General features: G+C 46.2%; 16 protein-coding genes and 1 pseudogene. 13 read left to right on the forward strand and 4 right to left on the reverse strand.

Features of this window, described 5'->3' with window-relative positions; translation table 11 throughout:
• Window position 1: 1 nt before the first annotated feature.
• Complete coding sequence (locus JOD82_RS06250) at window positions 2–1,225, forward strand: MFS transporter (RefSeq protein WP_209947982.1); 1,224 nt, start codon at window positions 2–4, stop codon at window positions 1,223–1,225.
• A 70-nt stretch (window positions 1,226–1,295) separates the two neighbouring features.
• Here JOD82_RS06250 and JOD82_RS06255 read toward each other — a convergent pair whose 3' ends face one another.
• Window positions 1,296–2,987: an ABC transporter substrate-binding protein gene (locus tag JOD82_RS06255; protein WP_209947983.1), complete on the reverse strand. Its 1,692-nt coding sequence runs from the start codon at window positions 2,985–2,987 to the stop codon at window positions 1,296–1,298.
• 279 nt (window positions 2,988–3,266) lie between these two features.
• Here JOD82_RS06255 and JOD82_RS06260 point away from each other — a divergent pair, with 279 nt between their 5' ends.
• The 6 genes and pseudogenes from JOD82_RS06260 (at window position 3,267) to JOD82_RS06285 (ending at window position 9,570) form a co-directional block, all read left to right on the forward strand.
• Complete coding sequence (locus tag JOD82_RS06260) at window positions 3,267–4,334, forward strand: LacI family DNA-binding transcriptional regulator (RefSeq protein WP_039270191.1); 1,068 nt, start codon at window positions 3,267–3,269, stop codon at window positions 4,332–4,334.
• Window positions 4,335–4,538: 204 nt separating this feature from the next.
• Window positions 4,539–7,091 carry a beta-mannosidase gene (locus JOD82_RS06265; RefSeq protein ID WP_069011360.1) on the forward strand — a complete coding sequence of 851 codons (2,553 nt, stop codon included), beginning with the start codon at window positions 4,539–4,541 and terminating at the stop codon, window positions 7,089–7,091.
• A gap of 199 nt (window positions 7,092–7,290) precedes the next feature.
• Window positions 7,291–7,590: pseudogene (locus tag JOD82_RS06270) on the forward strand (sugar phosphate isomerase/epimerase); the annotation flags it as partial.
• Window positions 7,591–7,904: 314 nt separating this feature from the next.
• Window positions 7,905–8,645, forward strand: a complete 741-nt coding sequence (locus JOD82_RS06275; RefSeq protein WP_209947985.1) for a DUF1361 domain-containing protein — start codon at window positions 7,905–7,907, stop codon at window positions 8,643–8,645.
• 63 nt (window positions 8,646–8,708) lie between these two features.
• Window positions 8,709–8,912 carry a YwbE family protein gene (locus JOD82_RS06280; RefSeq protein WP_165147716.1) on the forward strand — a complete coding sequence of 68 codons (204 nt, stop codon included), beginning with the start codon at window positions 8,709–8,711 and terminating at the stop codon, window positions 8,910–8,912.
• A gap of 25 nt (window positions 8,913–8,937) precedes the next feature.
• Complete coding sequence (locus JOD82_RS06285; protein ID WP_025721732.1) at window positions 8,938–9,570, forward strand: DUF2238 domain-containing protein; 633 nt, start codon at window positions 8,938–8,940, stop codon at window positions 9,568–9,570.
• A gap of 135 nt (window positions 9,571–9,705) precedes the next feature.
• Here the strand turns inward: JOD82_RS06285 and JOD82_RS06290 are convergent, their stop codons facing one another.
• Window positions 9,706–10,875 carry a glycosyltransferase family 4 protein gene (locus tag JOD82_RS06290; RefSeq protein WP_069011362.1) on the reverse strand — a complete coding sequence of 390 codons (1,170 nt, stop codon included), beginning with the start codon at window positions 10,873–10,875 and terminating at the stop codon, window positions 9,706–9,708.
• A gap of 93 nt (window positions 10,876–10,968) precedes the next feature.
• Entirely contained in the window at window positions 10,969–12,273 is a 1,305-nt protein-coding gene (locus tag JOD82_RS06295; RefSeq protein WP_209948118.1) for an MFS transporter, read from the reverse strand.
• A gap of 204 nt (window positions 12,274–12,477) precedes the next feature.
• On the opposite strand from JOD82_RS06295, the gene JOD82_RS06300 reads away from it, so the two are divergent.
• The 5 genes from JOD82_RS06300 to JOD82_RS06320 all read left to right on the forward strand — a co-directional run bounded on the left by JOD82_RS06300 (window position 12,478) and on the right by JOD82_RS06320 (window position 19,373).
• Entirely contained in the window at window positions 12,478–13,509 is a 1,032-nt protein-coding gene (locus JOD82_RS06300; protein WP_175405266.1) for an FUSC family protein, read from the forward strand.
• 357 nt (window positions 13,510–13,866) lie between these two features.
• On the forward strand, window positions 13,867–16,245 hold the full coding sequence (gene helD / locus JOD82_RS06305; protein ID WP_245248922.1) for an RNA polymerase recycling motor HelD: 2,379 nt from the start codon (window positions 13,867–13,869) through the stop codon (window positions 16,243–16,245).
• A 153-nt stretch (window positions 16,246–16,398) separates the two neighbouring features.
• Window positions 16,399–18,240: an adenine deaminase gene (locus tag JOD82_RS06310; RefSeq protein ID WP_209947989.1), complete on the forward strand. Its 1,842-nt coding sequence runs from the start codon at window positions 16,399–16,401 to the stop codon at window positions 18,238–18,240.
• A gap of 126 nt (window positions 18,241–18,366) precedes the next feature.
• Complete coding sequence (locus JOD82_RS06315; protein WP_029516774.1) at window positions 18,367–18,948, forward strand: Crp/Fnr family transcriptional regulator; 582 nt, start codon at window positions 18,367–18,369, stop codon at window positions 18,946–18,948.
• Between the two features lie 83 nt (window positions 18,949–19,031).
• Window positions 19,032–19,373: a darcynin family protein gene (locus JOD82_RS06320; RefSeq protein ID WP_029516775.1), complete on the forward strand. Its 342-nt coding sequence runs from the start codon at window positions 19,032–19,034 to the stop codon at window positions 19,371–19,373.
• 141 nt (window positions 19,374–19,514) lie between these two features.
• On the opposite strand, the gene JOD82_RS06325 is transcribed toward JOD82_RS06320, so the two are convergent.
• Window positions 19,515–20,363, reverse strand: a complete 849-nt coding sequence (locus JOD82_RS06325) for a copper amine oxidase N-terminal domain-containing protein (RefSeq protein ID WP_069011366.1) — start codon at window positions 20,361–20,363, stop codon at window positions 19,515–19,517.
• Window positions 20,364–20,606: 243 nt separating this feature from the next.
• On the opposite strand from JOD82_RS06325, the gene JOD82_RS06330 reads away from it, so the two are divergent.
• Complete coding sequence (locus JOD82_RS06330) at window positions 20,607–21,881, forward strand: ABC transporter substrate-binding protein (protein WP_209947991.1); 1,275 nt, start codon at window positions 20,607–20,609, stop codon at window positions 21,879–21,881.
• The last annotated feature ends 24 nt before the right edge of the window (window positions 21,882–21,905 follow it).

Raw genomic sequence — 21,905 nt, forward strand, 5'->3', positions numbered from 1 at the left:
AGTGCAACCTCATAAGCTATATTACTCCGTCAGCTTTCTTCAATTTTTTATGAGTGAAATCACGGGGACTACGCTCATCCTTTTTTTATTAGCTAAAGGACTTTCTTTGCAGAGTGCGAACTTCTTACTGGTTGTATTCTTTGTAAGTATTTTTCTGTTTGAGATACCTACTGGGGCTATTGCAGACAAGTATGGAAGAAAAATCTCTGTTATTTTGGGACTTTGTTGTTTTCTAGCCTATAGTGTATTGTTCGTTTCGACAGATCATATCGGGGTGCTTGTGTTTGCGCAAGTCTTTGGAGGTCTGGCTATATGTTTACAATCAGGTTCGTTGGAATCATGGGTTGTGGAAAATAGTGATAAGCCCATGGAAGTTCTTTTTACAATCTCTAACAGTATACAGTACATTTCAGGATTTATTTGTGGTCTGTTGGGGGCCTTTCTCGCAACTTTTAACTATTCACTTCCATGGGCGGTTAGCATTTTATCTATTATTGTATGCATTTTTCTATGCTTCTTTTATATGGATGAGGAGAATGTGGCTCATCGAAAGACGTCCACTACCCGCATTAAAACGATTATCGGAGAAAGTGTCCGTATCGGTTTTGAAAATAAGTCTATCTGGATTGTGTTTATGATTGGCTTATTTATCAGCTTTTCAAACTCGGCTGGAAATACATTTCAACAGCCACGTCTGGTGGGTCTTTCCGAACAAGGGATTTGGATTATGGGGTTTATCAAGGCAGGGTATTCACTATGTATGACTTTGGGAAGCTACCTGGTTCGAAAGCTAGGCGCACGATACAGTGATGTACATATACTCATGTATGCTTGCGGCATGATTGGAGTATGGCTCATTTTTGCCGGTGCGTTCAACACATTTTATCCTGTACTGCTTACCTTTTTGATCTATGAAATTGGGCGCGGCATGTACCCGGTTGCCAAACAAATTTTTCTGAACAAAAGAATCTCTAATGAGTATCGTTCTACACTACTATCTTTGGATTCTGCGATTTCACAATTAGGCATGTGCATAGGTTTAATCGTGACAGGGACCATCAGTCGTAATTTTACGGATTTGTCTTCCGATCAAACACCTATTCAAATATCTTGGGTGATGTGTGGGGGGATTGCGTTGATTCCTATCATCTTATTGTTTTACGTCAATCGTGTATCAGGGAAAAGTAATTCTTGGAAAGAAAAAGAAACCAAACAGAATATGTAATAATAGTTAATGTAGAAGGGCTGAACAGCATGGTCTGTCAGCCCTGTAATATTTCATTGAAAGACAAACCCTATTTTTCGCCGTACCACAGTTTCAGCCGATTTTGAATTAGGTCAGTGTAGATTTCTTCAGCCTTTGGCACACCCGCCTGATCTAGCTCTTGGAGCATGCGGTCATACACAGCGTCGAACTGATCTGGCTTGGCGAGTACGGCCTCAGGAATGCGTTTGCGTACAATGTCCTGCGACTTTTGATAAATAACATTGTAATTCGTATTGGTCGGAACAGGCATGTTGTAGGCAGCCCCCCACTCTTTTACCGGAAAATCTTTTTCGTTCGGGAACAGGTCTTTCCACGTATGGGCTTTGTATGCCTGAAGGGACTCTTTCTCGGCTTTACTATAATTTTCGGTAATCATCTCCGGATAATTGGTTGTGTAATAATTGCCCGAAGGGTCCTTCACGCTATCGCCGTAATGTGGCCCCCATATCCAGTACAAACCGATACCTGACTCTCTGCTAAAAGAAGCGTTATCGGTGTTCTTACGTTGTTGCACATCCGCCGGAATGACTCGTTTGCCATTCTCTACGTTGTAATGCTGGCCTTCAATTCCCCAATTACGTAAAATTTGTCCTTCGTCGGAGGCCAGAAAATCCAGAAACTTGATAGCTCGCACCGGATTTTCACATGAGGTTGTAATTCCGATCCCGGATGCGGTATCGAAGCCGATGGGCTGGAGGGAATGGTCCTCGTATTTCTCATTTAAAGTGACTGGAAAATGGGCGTAAGTGAATTCATCCTTACCTGCTGCTTTGAGCGCATTTTCGGCATCTTGATAGTTCCATTCCTGATCAATGAGTCCGATGACACGGCCTGCGGCAATTTTGGACTTGTACTGATCACTTTTTTGCACAAAAGTATCCTTATCCAACAGTCCCTCATTGTACATATGGTTCAACCAACGGAAATATTCACGTTCTTCTGGGCGCTTGTAGTGAAGAATGGCTTTGTGTGTTTTAGGATCAATATAATATTCGCCATCGTCGGGTCCACCTGTAGCAGTAACAGCCGGGTTTGTCACTGTAATTTGAATTTTCCAGTCCTCGGCATCGAGTGATAGGGGGATGGTTCGCTGTCCATTGGTGGTTGGATATTTGGCGACATAATCTTTAAGTGCTTTTTCAAAATCTTGAACGGTGCGGATTTTAGGGTATCCGAGCTTCTTAAGTGCCTGGTGCTGGATTTCGAAGCCGGCTTGTGCATCAAACGCAATGTGATCCACACCCAGATTGGTCGGGATCGTGTAGATGGCTGGATCTTCACTACTATATTTAATACGATTAAAATAGTCTCCATACACTTTCTTAATGTTAGGGCCGTATTTGTCAATGAGGTCGGTTAAGTCAATGAGTGCCCCGGCATCGACTAACTTGCCAATGTCTGATTTAGGGTACACGAGATCTGGATATTCTCCGCTCGCTGCCATTAAAGCAAACTTTTCCTCGCCTCGACCATTGACAGCATGTTCGGCATTTAGCGTAACGCCCGTTTTCTTGATAATTTCCTGTCCGACAGCATCCTTCATGTTGTTCCAGTTAGAGCTGGAATCACCGCCAAAGAAAGTAAATGTAATGGGACTGGTGTCATTAGGATCTTCATTTTCTGCCTTACCGTCTGTTCCATTCGCACAGCCCGTTGTAACGAGCAGCAGCAAAGACAGGAGTAGAATAGAGCTCTGTCGTACCGACCTGTTCATGAACATTTGCAAATCCCCCTTAATAAGTATGATTTACACAATGTAAGTGCTTTCAATAGTAAATTGTAGGAAATAAAGAACCTCACGTCAAGTTATTTATAATTGTTTGTTATGCAGTTTGTTTTTTTATTAAGCAAACATATTTTAATGAAAAGTGTGGATTTGTGTAAATCCATCGTTTGATGATCTAAAACAAAGTATGCTACGATGGTACCAGTTTATAGGCATATCTGTATATTTAGAATCTAAGGTAGAAAAAGATTTCGAATAGGGTTGGGTGAGGAGATGCGTGGAAAAGTAACATTGCAGGAAATTGCGGATGCGGCGGGTGTTTCAAAGTTTGCTGTTTCGCGTGCACTGTCAGGCAAACCCGGTGTAAGTGAAGAGACGAGGGCGCTGCTGGTTAAGCTTGCTGCCCAGATGGGCTATTTTCGCAGTCATCCCAAAATGACTGGGATAGAGCCTCGGGACACAGATGCAAGAGAATGGTCGGGTACGGTGCTGGTGTTATTCCCAAATATTCGGCACCAGAACAGGGAATCCAGGTACTGGGGACCTGTATTTGAAGGGATTTCCGAGCGTCTGAACCGTAAGGGGATGGATATGATCACGTTAACGGAGCCCTCGACTGAGGATATGTTTTCTCTACTGAACCCGGAGGCGATTAAAGGGATTATCACAGTAGGGACAATTTCAACTTCGTTGTTGCTGAACATTTATCGGATGGGTATTCCGGTCGTCATGGTAGATCATTGGGATTCTGCATTTTTAAGTGATACGGTGTTTACAGATAATCGCACATGCATGAGTGAATTAATGAAGGATTTGCTGTGTAGGGGCTATACCCGCTTTCAGTTTGTGGGTCATATTGATGACGCTCACAGTTTCTACGAACGCTGGGAAGCTTGTCGTTCTACACTGGAAATGAGCGGAGTAGAATTGCGACAAAATAAAGCCCTTCTTCACGGAGGAGCGCAGGCGCTTGCTGAGGAAATGGACAAGTTGTCTGAGGACAAACTGCCTGAGGTTTTTGTATGTGCTAATGATGTGACTGCTGCGCAGGTCGTGGATGTGCTGAAAGAAAAGGGGATTGACGTTCCGAGGCGTTGCGGAGTGACCGGGTTTGACGATACGAATGAACAAATGCCAATTTATGCCACGGTGAGAGTGGATAAGGAATTGCTGGGAATGCGTGCAGTGGACCAATTGTTGTGGCGCATAACGAACCCGAACTCGCCTGTCGAGAAAAAGCTGCTACATGCTGAGCTATTCATACGGGAAGTTCATGCACCCCGGATCAGTCGGGAAAATGATGACCGTGAGCGTCCCATCAGCACAATCACATATAGTTAATGTCCAGATACGTGTGTGACACCATACATCGTGAAGACAAAGGAGGTCGCTTTTAGCCTGTTTGGGGCAGAGGGCGACTTTTATTTTGTATTTTGTCACTTGTTCCAAAAAACAATTGACTACTTTGTTAGCTTAATGTTATTTTTGTTATGTTACTGACGAATCCAGATGTTCCCAATCATGCTTATAGGGAGGCTTGTGACGATGGTTAATGTGATAGGGTTGGATGGCTGGAGGTTTAGAGAAGCACAAAGTGATGAGTGGCTCAGCGCGAAAGTGCCGGGTTGTGTGCATACCGATCTTTTACGACATGGCAAAATTCCTGATCCGTTTATGGGTATGAACGAGATGGAGGTACAGTGGATTGATAAGCAGGATTGGATATATGAAGCCCATTTTGAGATAAATGCAGATCAGCTTCAATGTCAATGTGTAGAGTTGGTGTTGGAAGGTCTGGACACATACGCGGATGTAAAAGTGAATGATCAATCTGTCTTGTCAGCCAATAATATGTTTCGAGTATGGAGACGGGATGTGAAGGCATTGGTTCAGCAAGGGGAAAATCGGCTAGAAATCAGTTTTCGTTCTCCGATTGCTGAAGATGTACCCAAGCTGGAAAGCTTAGGTTATGGACTCCCTGCACCCAATGATCAGTCCGAAATAGGTGGTTTGTCCGATAAAAAGGTAAGCGTTTTCGCACGTAAAGCTCCTTACCACTATGGTTGGGATTGGGGACCGAGGCTGGTGACGAGCGGTATCTGGAGAGAGGTTCGGATCGAGGCTTGGTCCGGTCTGATCGTGAGAGACTTGTTTATTCGACAGGACGAAGTGAGTTCGGCAGGGGCTAAACTCATGGCAGTGGTAGAGATCGAAAATGCAGATGAGATTAGAGATGCCGAGTTGCGTATTTCTGCTGACGGCAAAGTGTGGTCCAAGCCAGTTCGGCTGCTGAAGGGGAAGCAGACAGTGGAGCTGGAGCTGGAGATGAAGAAGCCGAAGCTGTGGTGGTGCCGTGGACTGGGGGAGCCGCATCTATATACGTTTGTGGCCGAATTAGTGGAACAAGAACAAGGAGCTGTAATCGCGGAAAAATCAGTAAAAACGGGACTGCGTTCCATCCGTCTTGTACGGGAACGGGATGCAGCAGGAGAGAGCTTTTATTTTGAGCTGAACGGAATTCCGGTGTTTGCAAAAGGGGCTAACCATATTCCGAATGACAGCTTTGTCACTGAAGTTACGATGGAACGATATCGGTATGAAATTGCCAGCGCAGCCGCCTCGAATATGAATATGTTGCGAGTGTGGGGTGGCGGTATATATGAACAAGACGTATTTTATGAGCTTTGTGATGAATACGGTTTGCTCGTGTGGCAAGATTTTATGTTCGCTTGCAGTATGTACCCAGGCGATGAAGATTTTATAGACAATGTGGCACAGGAAGCCGAGGACAATATCAAGCGGCTGCGTAATCATCCCTGTATTTCCTTATGGTGCGGCAACAATGAGATCGATTCTGCGTGGGCGCATTATGAAGAGAATGGAGGCTGGGGCTGGAAAAAGAACTACACACCTGAGCAACGGGAACGCCTGTGGAATGATTATGAAATGCTCTTTCATCGGATTCTACCGGAGGCGGTACGCACCTGGTCAGCGCAGACAGCATATTGGCCCTCCTCCCCGCTAATTGACCTGACGAGAGATCGGAATCAGCATGCCCATCGGTCTTCAACTGCAGGTGATGTTCATTATTGGGGTGTATGGCACGCGTCTGAGCCGTTTGAGAATTATCATGTACATGTGGGCCGTTTTATGAGTGAATATGGTTTTCAGTCTTTTCCTGAATACAAGTCCGTTCGTACTTATGCGGAAGAGAAGGATTTGGAACTGGAATCTGCGGTGATGCTGGCACATCAGAAGAACGGTGCGGGCAATCGTCTGATTAAAGAATATATGGAGCGGTACATGCGAGAACCAAAGGATTTTACAAGTTTTCTTCCCATGAGCCAAATTTTACAGGCAGAAGCAATGAAAGCAGCTATAGAGGCGCATCGTCGTCACAAGCCTTATTGCATGGGAACATTATACTGGCAAATGAATGATTGCTGGCCCGTTGCCTCCTGGTCGAGTATGGACTATTTTGGTCGTTGGAAAGCGCTCCAATATACGGCTAAGCGTAGCTTTGCCGATGTGTTGTTGAGTGCAACAGATACAGAACAGGGGAATAAGGCACTACATCTGGTCAACGATACACTAGAGCCGATATCAGGTACGCTGCGGCTGACGCTTTTGCATATCCGAAGCAGCCAGGCTGTTCGTGAAGAGAATGTTAAGGTAAAGCAACCAGCAGGTGGTGCAGGAATTGTACATATACTGCCTATCGACAAATGGCTGAGTGGCCTGAACCGTGCGGAGCATATGCTGGTCGCGCGTCTGACGCAGAATGGTGAACAGGTGATCTCCAGTGAAATTTATTTTGCAGACACGAAAGAGATGGATTTACCGCAGGCAAAAATTGAAGTGACAGAGATTCAGGGAAGCGAGGCTAGCAGATTCATGCTGTGTTCGGATGTACTTGCCCGACACGTGTGGCTATCGGCAGAGCAGGAAGGTATTTTCAGCGACAACCATCTGGATCTGGCTCCCGGTATTCCAAAAACAGTGGAATTTTTGGCTTTGCACAACGGTTCATCAGCATTTGTGGCAGCTGCGCCGGGTACATTGGCAGTACATTCATTAGTCAATTGGATACAAGGTTAGACAACAGTAAAAGCTTATCCGTCTTTAAGTAGATGATGGATAGGCTTTTTTTATAATATAAATTTATTTTTGTGATATGTGGAGCGATTTCATAATGTTCATATACATAACAAAAGAAGGCTTGGGAGCTGAGTGATAATAGATCATTTGTAAGAAATTTATCTATTCAGCATCTAACTGTTGGAATATAAAAAAACATATGGGCGGCCGAGAACTTGTAGAGGAAATCCGTCAGTTGGGCTTTAGCAGGGTGGAGCTGAATTATAACATTACCCGGGAAATGCTAACGACGATTGAGCCTATGATTGAGCGGGGGAAAATCGGCATATCGAGTGTGTACAATACATTTCCTCATACACCAGATCCGGATTACGGCACGAATTCCGTTCTGCTCGGGTTTGACGATGAAACCAAGCGACAACGTGCGATAGAGCTGCTGGTGCAATCTGTGGAATATGCGCATCAGTACGGAGCAAAAGCGGTAATTGTGCATCCCGGACGACGGATGGCGAATGGACAGAGCGCAGCAACGGAATTTATAATGCCGTTAGCGATATTATGCTAATTCATGCTGCCCGAATTTTAAAACTACCGGAGCTACGCCTTTACCTGTGAGTGAAGTCTAAAACACAGTATGCATCTATTTTTCGGGGATGAGGTCAATTCCCAAAGAATAGATGTTTTTTAATGTTCATTTATGCAGAGGTGGAGCGCTTCCATTGAGCTTGAAGCCATTGTGGTGTACACTGTCCAGAACAGGTGTAAATTGGAACGTCAGGAAGGCAGGACGGTTACAAGGAGGGAAAGACACGTATGTATGCCCGTTTAAGATCGTTAAATTATCCAGTAAAACTTTATGTTTTTTTAACACTGGCCTTATGCTCCGTAATCAGTACATTGTGGATCATTAACGTGCGACTGCCCTCAGGGGGCCGCCCTTATCTTTTTATTTGGTGGAATATGATGCTGGCCTGGATTCCTATGCTGTTGACGCTGCTGCTTGATGTAATGTATAGCTCGTGGAGGCGAGGAACGAGGACTTTTTTACTCTGGGTCACGGGGGCGGCATGGCTTTTCTTTTATCCCAATACACCCTATTTGATCACAGATTTGCTGCATGTATTCGCCAGATATCCGTTTCTCGGGGAGCAACGTTTCTGGGGAAATCCGTATTTTTGGAATCATGTATTGGGGATGCTGCTGGTAGCCATACTTGGCCTGACAATGGGATTTGTATCACTCGAATCCGTACGACAGTTGGTACAACGTGCACGTGGTGGGCTTGTTAGTTGGCTGTTTATGATGGCGGTACTCTTGTTGAGCAGCCTGGGTATTTATATTGGCCGTTTCTTTCGAGGGAACACATGGGATATTGTTTCTGCGCCTTCTCAACTGTATGCACAGGTATCTTCCATATGGGCAGACTCCTTGCAACGTACTCATTTTGTGGAGTTTAGCGGGATGGTATTCGTTATTTTGCTCGTCAGCTATGTATCCACGATGTGCGTAGTCTGGATGGGGAACAGCCGCCGGGACGAATGGCGTCGTTGGTGATTTTGTTGTAACTGAGTGGCTGAATATCATTATAAATATAAAAACAAAGGAGGAATAGCTACAATGAACGGACAGAATCGATCCGACATCCGCACTGGTCTTCAGGTAGATATTGTACTTAAAAAGGATCAGCCTACCGGTAAGTTGACGCGAGGAACGGTGAAAGATATTTTGACCAATTCCCCACGTCATCCGCATGGAATCAAAGTGCGTTTGGCAGACGGACAGGTTGGGCGTGTCAAACATATCGTAACGAACGAAGGCTAGAGCTTTGGGCTGAGGAGGAATGACGATGAACCAGGCAACGGCATGGTCTAAAAATGATCGCTACCCGCTTGTTTTACTTGTATTGCTGGCGCTTGCCCTCATTTGGTCTTTGATTCGCCCGGCGGATTATTTTACATGGGTACTGGAAGTTCTCCCAGCAGTTTTGGGAGCTGTACTGCTGGCGGCTCTGTACCGAAGATTTCGGTTTACCAATCTGGTATATACCCTAATCTGGCTGCACGCATTGATCCTGATTGTGGGCGGACATTATACCTATGCCGAAATGCCACTGTTCAACTGGATTCGGGACACGTTCGGACTGGAGCGCAATTATTATGATCGACTTGGGCACTTTGTACAAGGTTTTGTACCCGCACTCATTGTCAGGGAAGTGCTGTTGCGTAAAACGGCCTTGGGAAGCGGGAGCTGGCTCACTTTCCTCACGGTTAGTGTGTGTCTTGCGATCAGCGCTGTATACGAGTTGATTGAGTTTGCTGTAGCCAAGGCAACGGGAACAGCAGCAGAAGCTTTTCTGGGCACACAGGGGGATGTATGGGACACCCAATGGGATATGCTTCTTGCGTTCATCGGCGCTTTGACCGCAGTGATTTTGTTGAGTGGGGTACATAACAAGCTGCTGAAACAATTAAGGTATTAGCAAAGGTTTTTCTTCTTTTATCTGCAATTGTAGTTAGACGGGGAAATAGTTAAGCTGATGAAGGGTGGTTACAGAATGCGTGAAGGAGCATTTTCTAACCACCCTTTAGCATCTGTAGCTATGAAGTCCTCAGAGTTACATTCGCGTCATGGGATGGCTGTCAAGATGGAGGGTCGCTGCGTCCATGTAGCTGTCCAGTAGCCGTTCAAAAATACGGTCCCATGTCTGCTCCAGACTGTAGGCTCTACCAGTTCTGGATATAGCATCGCGAAGTGAGGCATCCTTATACAACAGGTGTACAGCTTTGGCAAAGGCAGAGGCGTCCCCAGCAGGACACAATAGCCCCGTTTTTCCATGGATTAGATTATCTTTTACCCCGCCTTCATTGGCACCGACCACAGGTGTACCGCTCGCCATAGCCTCCAGTACTACGTTGCCGAAGGTTTCCGTGGTTGAAGGGAAGAGAAATACGTCGGCTGCGGCGTAGAGTTCAGCTAATTCCGGCCCTTTCACAAAACCAAGCCAGTGGAGTGCATGCTCCGGCACCCCTATATCCGCTGCAGTTTTGACCTTATATAATGGACCATCTCCTGCAATGACCAGCACAGAGGCTGCGCGGACGTCGTCAGGTAACTGGAGGTAGGAATCCAGTAACGTGTCTACCCCCTTTTCTGGTGCAAGCCTGCCCACATACAAAATAACAAATGCATCTGCATGAACGTCCCATTTCTTCCATACTGCATGACGGTCCACCTTTGGTTGAAATCGGTCGGTATCAATGCCTCTGCTCCAGATTTCGAGCTGCCCCATTCCTTTATTGCGCAACAATTCCATGGTTGATTGAGAGGGGACATATACCCTTTCGCAATGTCTATGAAACCAGAGCATGTATTTCCATAACGCAGGTTCAAGCCAGCGAAGCTTGTAATATTCAAGGTATTTATCAAAGTGGGTGTGATATGAGGCAACGAGTGGAATATGGTGTTTGGCTGCGTAGCTTGTTCCATACAGGCCAAGGTTAAACGGAGTAGCGACATGAATCAAATGCGGGGAAAAGGCTGACAGACGCTCGTTGATCTGTTTGGCGTTGGGGATCGCAAGTCTGCATTCCCGGTACAACAAAAAGGGAATACTTCGAAATCGCTCTACACCCGGCCCAGAGGGCAGATGATGGTCTGCCTCCGGTGCGAAGACGAGCGTAGATACTCCATGTGTCTCCAGATAGCCAATCCATCGTTCCAGGGTCAGAGCAGCGCCATTCACGTCAGGCGTATACGTGTCCGTAAATAATGCAACTCGAAGCATGCCTTCATTCCTCCTCCGCCATTCTCATTTATCCTATGACGTTCCAAGGGAGTCCGCTTGGAGGCTCCGGCTTTTATTGTGTCATGATTTTGTTTACGGGCCTGCCGGGTTTTGTAAAAGCTGGTTCGCAGACGGACGCTTTTCTCGAAACATCCTGTAATAGACGAGGGAGGACAAAATATAGAAAACACCTGTCATGCTAAATGTGATGGCATAGCCCCAGTAGTTGCCATAAGTTGTAACCAGATAGGCTTGTACAGGTCCCATACCTGCGGTGCCTAGCATCCAGGTCGTCTGGAGAATGGAGTTGGCAATGCCACGATTTTTATCTGACACACGTTCGACGAGAATGGCGGTTTGCAGCGGATTAGCTGCATTCATGAGCGCTTGCCTGAATAGAAAGCTGATCGAAGCGATCCATAGTACGTTTGTAAAGCCTGTAATGAGAAGGAACGGTAGCGAAAGCAGTTGGAAGCCAACTACAGCTCTGACTAGACCAATTCGGCTGCCGAGGGTAGGTCCGATCAACATGGAGAGGATGGTCATGAGCTGGCCGAGTGCAATCAGTAAACTCATTGCGCTGAGCGATACGGAGAAGCGGTTCGTAAAATACAAATTAAGATACGGGATGACCAGACCTGAACCCAGTCCAAGAAAAAACTGGGCCAGAACAAATTGTCCAATAACCCGGCGATCAGAAGAAGCAGTAGGTGTCTCCGAGGCAGGGATATCGGATGTAATGTACGGCGTCTGTACTTGTTCTGTTTGAGATGAAGATTCGGCAGGAGCTGGTGCTTCTACGGTTGCCGTAGTTTTTGTGATAAACAATAGAGGAATAAAAGCAGTCAATGTTGCCATTCCTCCAAGGAACAGAGCAACCCGCAGACTGGATAGCGGTGTGATTCCCCACGTCTGCAGCCCATCTGCAAGTACGCCACCCCCGAAGCTGCCCAGGACTTGGGCTGCCAGTACAAGAGCTGAGTAATAGCTGAATATTTTTAAACGTTGGGCTTTGCTTATGCTTTCTGCTAAAAAAGGCACGGCCAGCACCTGAATAAAGGCGGCGAATATACCTGAGATTACGGCAAATACCAACATGCTTCCGCTGGTATCTGTAAAGGTACGGGCGAGAAAGGCCAGGCCGCTGAATAACGCGCCGATGACCAGCATATTTTTTCGGCTTGTCCGATCCCCCAAAAATCCGACCGGAATGAACAGCAACGCCGTCGCCAGCGCCTGCATGCTGACCACTTGGCCGTTCATATCATCGTCAAAGCCAAGCTTTTGAATATACAGATTGTACAGCACAGAAAACATTCCTGTACCCATCTGGTACAACAGATTGGCCATAAAAAACAATCGGATATTACGCGGCCACTTTCGGGGCTCTTCTAACATTTTGCTAGTCCATGACACGATGAGTTCCTCCTGTGACGTGTTGCAAATAAGTTAATACTGTTGATATGTATTCTATCAGGAACTGTACATTTCATAAATATTCCTGATCTTCGCTTGTTTTGGGTAATAATAAAGCATGGACTTTACATTGAATTTTCATTATAGTAATTCGGTATGAATAAATTTGAAAGGTAAGCAGGAGGGATGGCTTTGGCTTTTGGAGCACGGGTGTTGAAAACGGGAATTGCAGTGACGCTCGCCCTTTTTCTGAGCACGCTTTTGAACACCCATTCGCCTGTGGGGGCAGCGATAGCCGCTATTTTTGCCATGCAACCGTCGATATATAGGTCGTGGCGTTATTTTCTGGATCAACTCCAAACAAGCACACTAGGTGCAATCATGGCATTGCTGGGCGGAATGGTATTTTCGAATGAGCCGATTGCAGTCGGACTCGTATGTGTATTGGTACTTATGATATGTCTGAAAATAAATATGGCTGATACGGTTGGATTGACACTCGTGACCGTTGTTTCTGTAATGGAAGCCTCAGGGGACTGGAAATTTGCGGTGACCCGCTTTGCGCTCACTTTGATTGGGATTGTGTCTGCTTTTGTCATCAATGTTAGCGTTTTTCCCCCGAAACCGAAAAGGCAGTTTATTAATCAGATTCAAAATGTATTTAACAGCATGTCCTTGCTGCTGCGTACTGCCATTTCCGATGAGATTAAGGAGTCTGTCTTTAAAGAGGAAAAAGGAAATCTAGAGGGAGCCATTAAATCGCTGTCGGACAAATATCATTTGTTCGAGGAAGAGCAGAAGAAGCTCAAGCGCTCCAAGTTTAGTCAAACGAGACAAATGGTAGTATACAAACAAATGCTCGGAAGTTTACACAAAGGATATGAGGTACTGGATGCGGTGGAAAGGCACTACTTCCAGTCTTTACGGCCAAAGGGAACGGATGCTTTTTTTGACAGTCACCTGGAGTTGCTGATTCGTTTTCACGAGCACGCTCTACTGAAATTCGAAAATAAGCTAAAACCGAACGAGGACGAAAGTGAATTGTTCCAGCAGGCGAACGGCGAATTTATGAAGCATGCGATTACACGTTTTGACCATTGTCAGGAAGGAATGCTGCGGCTTTCTATTGTGGCTGCGGCCATGTACGACTACGGTCATCAGCTGGAGAGGTTGAGCAGATTGGCCGATCATATTCATCCTGTGGAAGAGAGCAGATAGGCGAATTTCCTAAAAGAAAAGCGACCGCATTCATCAATCAGATGAAACGGTCGCTTTTTTATGTAATGAATTCAAGTATGTCAGAACAGGTTAATAGAAGGTTGCCAGAACGCACAAAAAAAGCCCGCTGGTTGCGAACAGGGACTGAACTTGCTACAATAGAGAATGCTCTGTTTTATGGTAAAACCATATGCATAAATTGTGAGTTACACTTCTTTTTACATTATAGCATGCTTCAAAGGATTAGTCAATTTTCCCGGAGCAGGGGGATGCCGCGGGTATGTCCGGGTCCATAATAGAGCATAGTTTGTACGCAAGGGAGCCCTGCGTGGAGCAGGAGGAAACGGAACAGGAGCGATGCCAGTGACTACTGAACAGCAATGGAATGAAGAACAACGAAGAGTAGAAGATGTGACCGCAGTAATTAGCGGGCGTATTCGGAAGCTAGAGACAGAGGTTGGTTCTGTGCGCGGAGATGTCGTCGATATGCGTAAAGACTTCTGGGATGAGGTAACGATCAATTTCAGTGAGGCGGATGATGTGGGCGAGACGTCCACCAGTTTGCGTCAGCAGTCTGAGATTTTGTCTGAGCGGGAACGAAGACACAAGCATTCCACAGAGGCGTTAGGTCGTTTGAAAAAGTTGCTTGATTCACCGTATTTTGCACGCATTGATTTTGCTGAGGAAGGGCAGACTGCGGAACGTGTTTATCTGGGGATTGCCTCCCTGCTTGATAATCAAGATGAGGAATTTCTGATCTATGACTGGCGCGCGCCTATTTCCAATCTTTATTACGATAACATGCCGGGTCCCGCTTCTTATAAAACTCCGGCAGGGGAGATGGATGGAGAGCTCACGCTTAAGCGTCAATTCTCGATCCGTGATGGACAAATTCGTTTTATGTTCGATACAGGGGTGACGATTGGAGACGAACTTCTTCAAGCCGTATTGAGCCGCAGCTCGGATGCTCAAATGAAAAGTATTGTCGCTACCATTCAAAAGGAGCAGAATCGAATCATCCGTGATGACCGAAGCCGTATGCTTATTGTTCAGGGAGCGGCAGGAAGTGGCAAAACCTCTGCAGCGCTTCAGAGAGTAGCGTATTTGCTGTATAAGTATCGGGATCGCTTGCGAGCGGATCAGGTCGTGTTATTTTCGCCAAACCCGATGTTTAACAGTTATGTTTCAACGGTATTGCCTGAATTGGGTGAGGAAAATATGCTTCAGGCCACGTTTCAGGAATATTTGGAGCGGCGTTTGGGCCGGGAGTTTCAGTTAGAAGATCCCTTTGAACAGCTGGAATATGTGCTTTCAGCGTCGTTACTGCCTGGGTATGAAGCCAGGATGGAAGGTATCCGTTTTAAATCGTCTAAGACGTTCTTACATGTGATTACAGGCTACAAGGCGTATTTGGAGCAGGAGGGCATGCGTTTTAAACCCATCCGTTTTCAGGGACGTGAGGTGGTTTCAGTAGAGCAGATGGCACGCAAGTTTTATGAATTCGACTCTACGGTGCGACTGGCGAATCGATTGGAACTGCTGCGGGATTGGATGCTTAAAGAGCTGGCCCGCTTTGGTAAGGAGGAATGCTCCGCTCCATGGGTGGATCAACAGATGGATCTGATGGAGCCGGAGGATTATCAGCGTGCCTATAACCGTATGCGCCGTAAATCCAAGAATAAGGGCGATACTTTCGACGATTTTGCACGTGAAAGAGAAATATTGGCACGTATGGTGGTCAGTGACCGCTTAAAGCCTCTGCGCAAATGGATTAAGGCGCTTCGCTTCGTAGATACGACCCGGCTCTACAGCGAGCTGTTTATGAACGAGACGCTGTTGAGCCAACTGGCGAATCATGCAGAGCTGCCCGTCAGCTGGGGTGAAATTAGTCGGCAAACCCTGCAACGAATTCAGGCTGGGGAGTTAGCGTATGAGGATGTAACCCCCTTTTTATATTTGCGTGAGCTGATGCTGGGCTTCCGTTCCAATAGCAACATCCGTCACGTGTTTATTGATGAGGCACAGGACTATTCCCCATTCCAACTGGCGTTCTTCAAGCGTTTGTTTCCACAGGCTAAAATGACGGCACTGGGTGATTTTAATCAGGCCATCTATGCCCATGCCTCGGTGCTTCAGGATGCAGAGCCATTGTATGACTTGTATGGTGCAGATCAGACCGAGATGATTTCCCTGACACGCAGCTATCGCTCGACACAGGAGATTGTGGAATTTACCCGGGGGATGGTCGCTGGGGGAGAGCACATTGTACCGTTTAACCGTAAGGGTGAGAAGCCTCTGGTAACCGAGGTGCGTTCACGTGAAAAGTTGCATCAACGGATAGCTGGGAATGTCACTGAATTGTTGGCAGAAGGCTATGAGTCCATCGCGGTGATCTGTAAAAATGCTGACGAAAGCGCGGCAGCCTACAAAGCGCTGGAAGGACAGCTGTCAGTGAAGCCAAAATTAATTAAGAAAACAACCCCCGCTTTTGAAAAGGGGATTCATATCATTCCAGCCTACCTGGCAAAAGGCGTGGAATTCGATGCGGTCCTGATTTATGACGGATCAGCGAAACAATACCAGCGTGAGAGTGAGCGTAAGTTGTTCTACACCGCCTGTACGCGAGCGATGCATTTGCTGCATATTTATAGCATAGGGGAGATTACACCATTCGTGAGTTTACGGGATTCGGATACGTATACCCGCAATGTGGAAGAAAGTGATCGTGTTCTGTAGAGAGGATATTGGCAATCAGCTGGGGACAAATGCCACAGGAACCTTTGCGATGTTTGAATAGATATAGAGTTGGCTGGCATTATGGAGCGTATTCCAGTAACATAAGCAAATAAGCAAAACAGGTAAGAAGCATAAACGGAGGTTACAAACGTAATGGACATGAAGAGTGTATTTCAACGCCCGCCACTGGCGGAGTGTGTACCCGAGTTAGTAGCTACAGCTAGAGGGGAGCGCAAGGCATCACTGGTGATCCGCGGAGGAACACTGGTCAATGTGGTATCGGGCGAGTTGCTGCCGGGCATGTCTATTGCTGTGCAAGGTTCTCGTATCGCTTACGTCGGTAGGGACGTCAGTCATACGATTGGTGAAGACACCATAATCATTGAAGCGGATGGCCGCTATATGGCACCGGGGTTACTGGACGGACATTGTCACATCGAAAGCACGCAGCTTACGGTAACTGAGTTTGCTAAGGCTGTACTGCCGCTGGGAGTGACGGGTGGTTTTTTTGACCCGCATGAAATTTCTAATGTACTGGGTCTAAAAGGGCTTCGTCTGATGTTGGACGAAGCCCGTACGACACCGCTGGCAGCTTACATGCAGGTGGCTTCCTGCGTGCCGTCCACAGGCCCGGAGCTGGAAACGACGGGTGCCTCCTTCGGCCCGGTGGAAGTCGCAGAAGCGTTAAGCTGGGGCCCGGATATGATCGGGCTGGGCGAAGTCATGAATTTCCCTGGTGTCGTCTATGGAGACGATGTGATGATCGGGGAAATTCAGGCCACGCTGCGCGCGGGCAAGGTGGCGGATGGCCATTTTACATGGGCCTCCGATGATTGGCGACTGCCGGTCTATGCAGCCGCGGGAATTTCGGGCGACCACGAGTGTGTCACGCCCGAGGATGTAGCTGAGCGTATCCGGCTCGGCATGTATGCCAAGATGCGGCAAGGTTCCGCATGGCATGATGTGGCCGAGACGATCCGCGCCAGCACGGAAATGGGTCTCGACACGCGCCGCATGATGCTGGTAACGGATGACCGCAGCGCAGAATCCTTGCTCCATGAAGGGCAGATGGACTTCGTTGTGCGTCATGCCATTGCACAGGGCGTCAAGCCCGTAACCGCGTTTCAGATGGCTACGCTGAATACGGCAGAGCGCTTCGGCGTGGCACGGGACATCGGCTCGATCATTCCGGGTGCGATTGCCGACATTATTTTGCTTGATGGCCGATTGGCCGAAGTGAATGTGACGGCTACCATCGCAGCGGGCCAGCTGGTGGCCGAGCACGGTCAAATGGTCGCCGATTGGGACGGATTCGTTTATCCTGCGGAAGTAATGGACACGGTCCATCTGGGACGAGAGCTGAGTGCAGCAGATTTCCGCATTGCGGCTCCAGTACAGGAGGGGAACGTACCCGTACGGGTGATTCGTGTTACGGAAAATCACGTGGACACGAAGGAAGTGCGGATGACCGTTCCGGTGCGTGATGGTGAAGTTGCATCAGATCCTGCGCAGGATTTGTGCAAAATCGCCGTTTTCGAGCGACATCATGCCAGTGGCAGTCACGCGGTCGCACTTGTGACAGGTGTCGGCTTCACTGAGCCGGCTGCGATTGCCATGACCGTCGCGCATGATAGTCACAACCTGCTCGTCATTGGTAATGATGACGAGCTCATGACCCAGGCGGCGAAGCAGGCTGTTGGTCTGCGTGGTGGCGTGGTGGTTGTATCCGCCTCGGGTGAGACACGCTTCCCGCTGCCTATTGCCGGGCTGATGTCCCCAGCTCCGTTTGCAGAGGTGGCAGCGCAGTCCGAAAGTATCAGCCGCGCGCTTCAGCAAGCCGGCTGCATGCTGAACAACGCGCTGATGACACTGTCACTGCTCGCACTGGTCGTTATCCCTGAAATCCGTCTGTCGGATCAGGGGCTTGTCGTCATCGGAGCGGATGGCATCCGCAAGGTATCTCTTTTCGTGGAAGAGGATGCTGCGGAAGTCTGATAGAACACGTCGCTGGGGGTTGTCCTGCAGGTCTGTCCAGACCTAAGGGATAACCCCTGTTTTTCATATACGAAGCCATAAAAGTTATCTTCGATTCCTTTATAAAAGTCAAGAAGAGGTGGGCAGATGCATCCCTATTATCGTTCACTAGAAAAAATGGCTCATCATGCCTCGATTATAGAGCAGGATTGGAACCGGTTTGTAGAGCAAACCCGTGTGAAGCATGTTCAGCAGGGAACGGTTCTCATTGAAGCAGGTGAGCTTGTGAAACATGCCTATTTTTGTTCAGAGGGATTATTCCGTTTATTTTATACATTAGCAGATGGCAGAGAATATAATGTCGGTTTTTCGCCAGAAGATGATTACGTAACCTCTTATGGGGCTATGATCCAAGAAGAAGCCTCCACTTTTTCGATTGAGGCAATGGAAGATTCGGTTGTCATTGAAATTCCATATCACGTATTGAAGGAGCTTATGGATACAAGCCATATGTGGGAAAGATTCGTGCGCAAGAGTGTAGAGAGACTTTACATTCGAAAAGAGGAGCGGGAACGCGAATTATTGTACCTCTCCGCTAAGGAACGTTATCACGCTTTTCTCCTAAAATACCCCGGATTGGACAAGCGAGTTGCCCAATATCATATAGCTTCTTACATAGGCGTCTCCCCTGTGTCACTTAGTCGTTTGCTGCGTAGTGATCCGCATTAACCTATGTTAATGCGAATTTGTAGACAAGCAGCGTACAATAACGATACATCATTCAAGCTTCACCAAAAAAAGGAGATAGGCATATGCGTTATATGATGATTGTATTATTGGAATTCTACCCTTCCTGGTTGGCTCTTCCTCGGGAGGAACGTCGAAAACATGCGGGGACCTTGCAGGCTACCATTCAAAAGTATAACGAACAGGTTCAGGTTCGGTTTTTTGATGCAGAAGCATTGCCTGGAAAGGACTACACCGATTTCGTCGTATGCGAAACAGAGGATATGAAGCAATATCACTATATGTGGGAAGAAATTCGCGATTCGGAACCGTATACCAAAGGATACATGAAGATTAAAGATGTAGTGATGGGTATGGAAAATGCATTTCAGTCCTATGAGTCAGAAATGTTACAGATGGAAAAATAACCTTCATTCCGCTTTCTATGTAAAATGAAGAGTTCATCTTATATACGGTTAATAAAGGCGAATTCCTGTGCTGCTTATGTTCAGCTGGGAATTTGCCTTTTATCTTTTGGAGACGAAAAAAGTGTAATAAGAAAAACCACATTATACAGTTGTGTTACTTATAATCTTCAGAAAACCGTTCTTCCCAGCGGTAAACATTAACTGATTAATGGATTTTCTTGCGGTATCATTAAACAAATACCACTCATCTTTCGATACGTCATGAACTAAAATCTCTGGATATTCTGTTGAAAGTTCAGATGGAACAGGACTAATTAAAGAATAAATATCAAAACGGACTAAGCTTTTCCCTTTTTTGTCTAAAAAATCATATTGTGCATTTTTATAATAAGACCCAAGTGTGTCAATAGTGAAGCTCCAAGAGTAGTTTGCAGGTGCTTCAACCTTTTCACCTATGTTGTTTGCAAAAATACTATAGATGGTTTCATTAAATGCATTTCCATTAATTTGCTGAACTACGCCGCCCATAAACATATGGTATTCATATTGCAATGCTTTTACTTGTACACCGTCTATGAACAGTGGTTTAGTATCAACAATCACTGCAAGGTTGCTGTAATTGACATTGCAGCCAAACGTCTCTGCAATAAAACGAAGTGGAACATATATGCGATTGTTTTTCGTGTATGGTTTTACATCAAGCAGTATCTTTTCGCCGTTTTTCTCCGCTGTACTTCTATTTATTGCTAATTTCACTTTCATATCGCTTTTAGCGAGAATAACCTCGGAATTGGACCATTCGACGCTAGCCCCCAAACTTTCACTAACAACACGTAGAGGTACCATTAAACGGTTGTTCTTCATTTCGGGCTTCACATCGGATGTAGCAGTCACACCGTCAACTTTGATTTGATTTTCTGCTGCATAAGTAGTGGATGATGAAATAAATAAAAAGATTGCAAGAAAAACCCAGCAGAATGCTTTGTTCATAAATGATTGCCCCTTTTTTGATTAAATTTGTTGTGAAGTAACTTTTCCCCATATTAAGACGCGATTGGATAAAATTTGTTGTGCTATCTTGTCTGTTAACTTAACGTAACAACCTGTTTGTACTATTATTTAACTTCCGATATTTACCAACGAAAAACTTCTAACCTTCGCGAAGGATTATGTCGATAACATTGAATATTATTCATAAAATTTATAAAAGTAAATCCTTAGGGGGGAAAGTTAATGAGAAAACAGCTAAAAGTTGCGATTTCTCTAGTATGTTTAATGATGTTTATAGGTTGTTCAGCTTCACCAGTATCACAGCAGACGACCAAGATTACACTTTTGAATTCCAAATCAGAAATAAAAACCCAATTAGAAGAAGTAGCAAAACAATACAATCAAGAGCACCCTGAAGTATCTTTGGAGATTATAACCGCTCCTGAGGGGACGTCTGCATATCAAAAGCTGATGTCGATGTACGGCTCAGGAAGTCCCGCTACCATGTCGATGCTGGATCCTGGGGATGCTCAGCAATTTCTGGATAAAGCCGTTGATTTAAGCAAAGAAAAGTGGGTAGCTGATACGATAGAAAATGGACTTGGCGCCGTTAAGAAAAGTGATGCTGTGCTGGGGTTTCCATTTGCAGTGGAAGGCTACGGATTAATTTACAATAAGAAAGTGCTGGACAAAGCAACAGGTGGGGCTTTTGATGCTTCCTCGGTAAAAAGTAGAAGCAACCTGAACTCATTAATGGCTAAGATTCAGAAGACGGGAGTAGCACCGGTCATGCTATCACCAATGGACTGGTCTCTCGGCTCACATCTTTTAGCTCTGTCTTATTCTGTTCAGCCTGGGGGTTTTCCAGAATTTGTTAATGGTATGCAGAACAACTCCATCGATATGTCCCAAAACAGTGTAATGACTGGATGGGTACAAACTTTAGATCTGCTCAAGGATAACAGCATCAATAAGAATTCGCCTTTGGACAGCACGTATGACGATGGAGCCAAAGCATTAGGAGAGGGAAAAGTGGGGCTTTGGTTTATGGGCAACTGGGCTTGGGCTGGGATTAAGAGCAATGATACAGCAAATGAGGAATACGGTTTTTTGCCCCTTCCGTTAAGCGATAATACGGATGACCCTAACAATGCTAAGATTACAGTCGGTGTAACAAAGTATATTTTCATTGACTCCACAGCTACCACACCTCAGGAGCAAGAGGAAGCAAAGAAGTTTCTGAACTGGCTGGTATACGACAAGTCCGGACAAGAATTTCTGGTAAACAAGGCTAATACGGTACCTGCGTTCAAAAATATTGATTTAGAGCCTGCCGATCCTTTGGGACGATCAATCAAGTCGTATATCTCGACCGGAAAGACACTACCGTTTATGGCAACCCTTCCACCTGATCATGGGGGCATCACAGGAGCATCTATCCAAAGCTACATCAGTGGAAAGATAGATAAGGCTGAGCTGTTGCGCCAAATACGCATATACTGGAAAGCTCAGCAGTGATGATACGAGACCAGTTACGGGAGG

It is taken from the genome of Paenibacillus sp. 1182 (genome assembly GCF_017833915.1).
GTDB lineage: Bacteria > Bacillota > Bacilli > Paenibacillales > Paenibacillaceae > Paenibacillus > Paenibacillus polymyxa_D.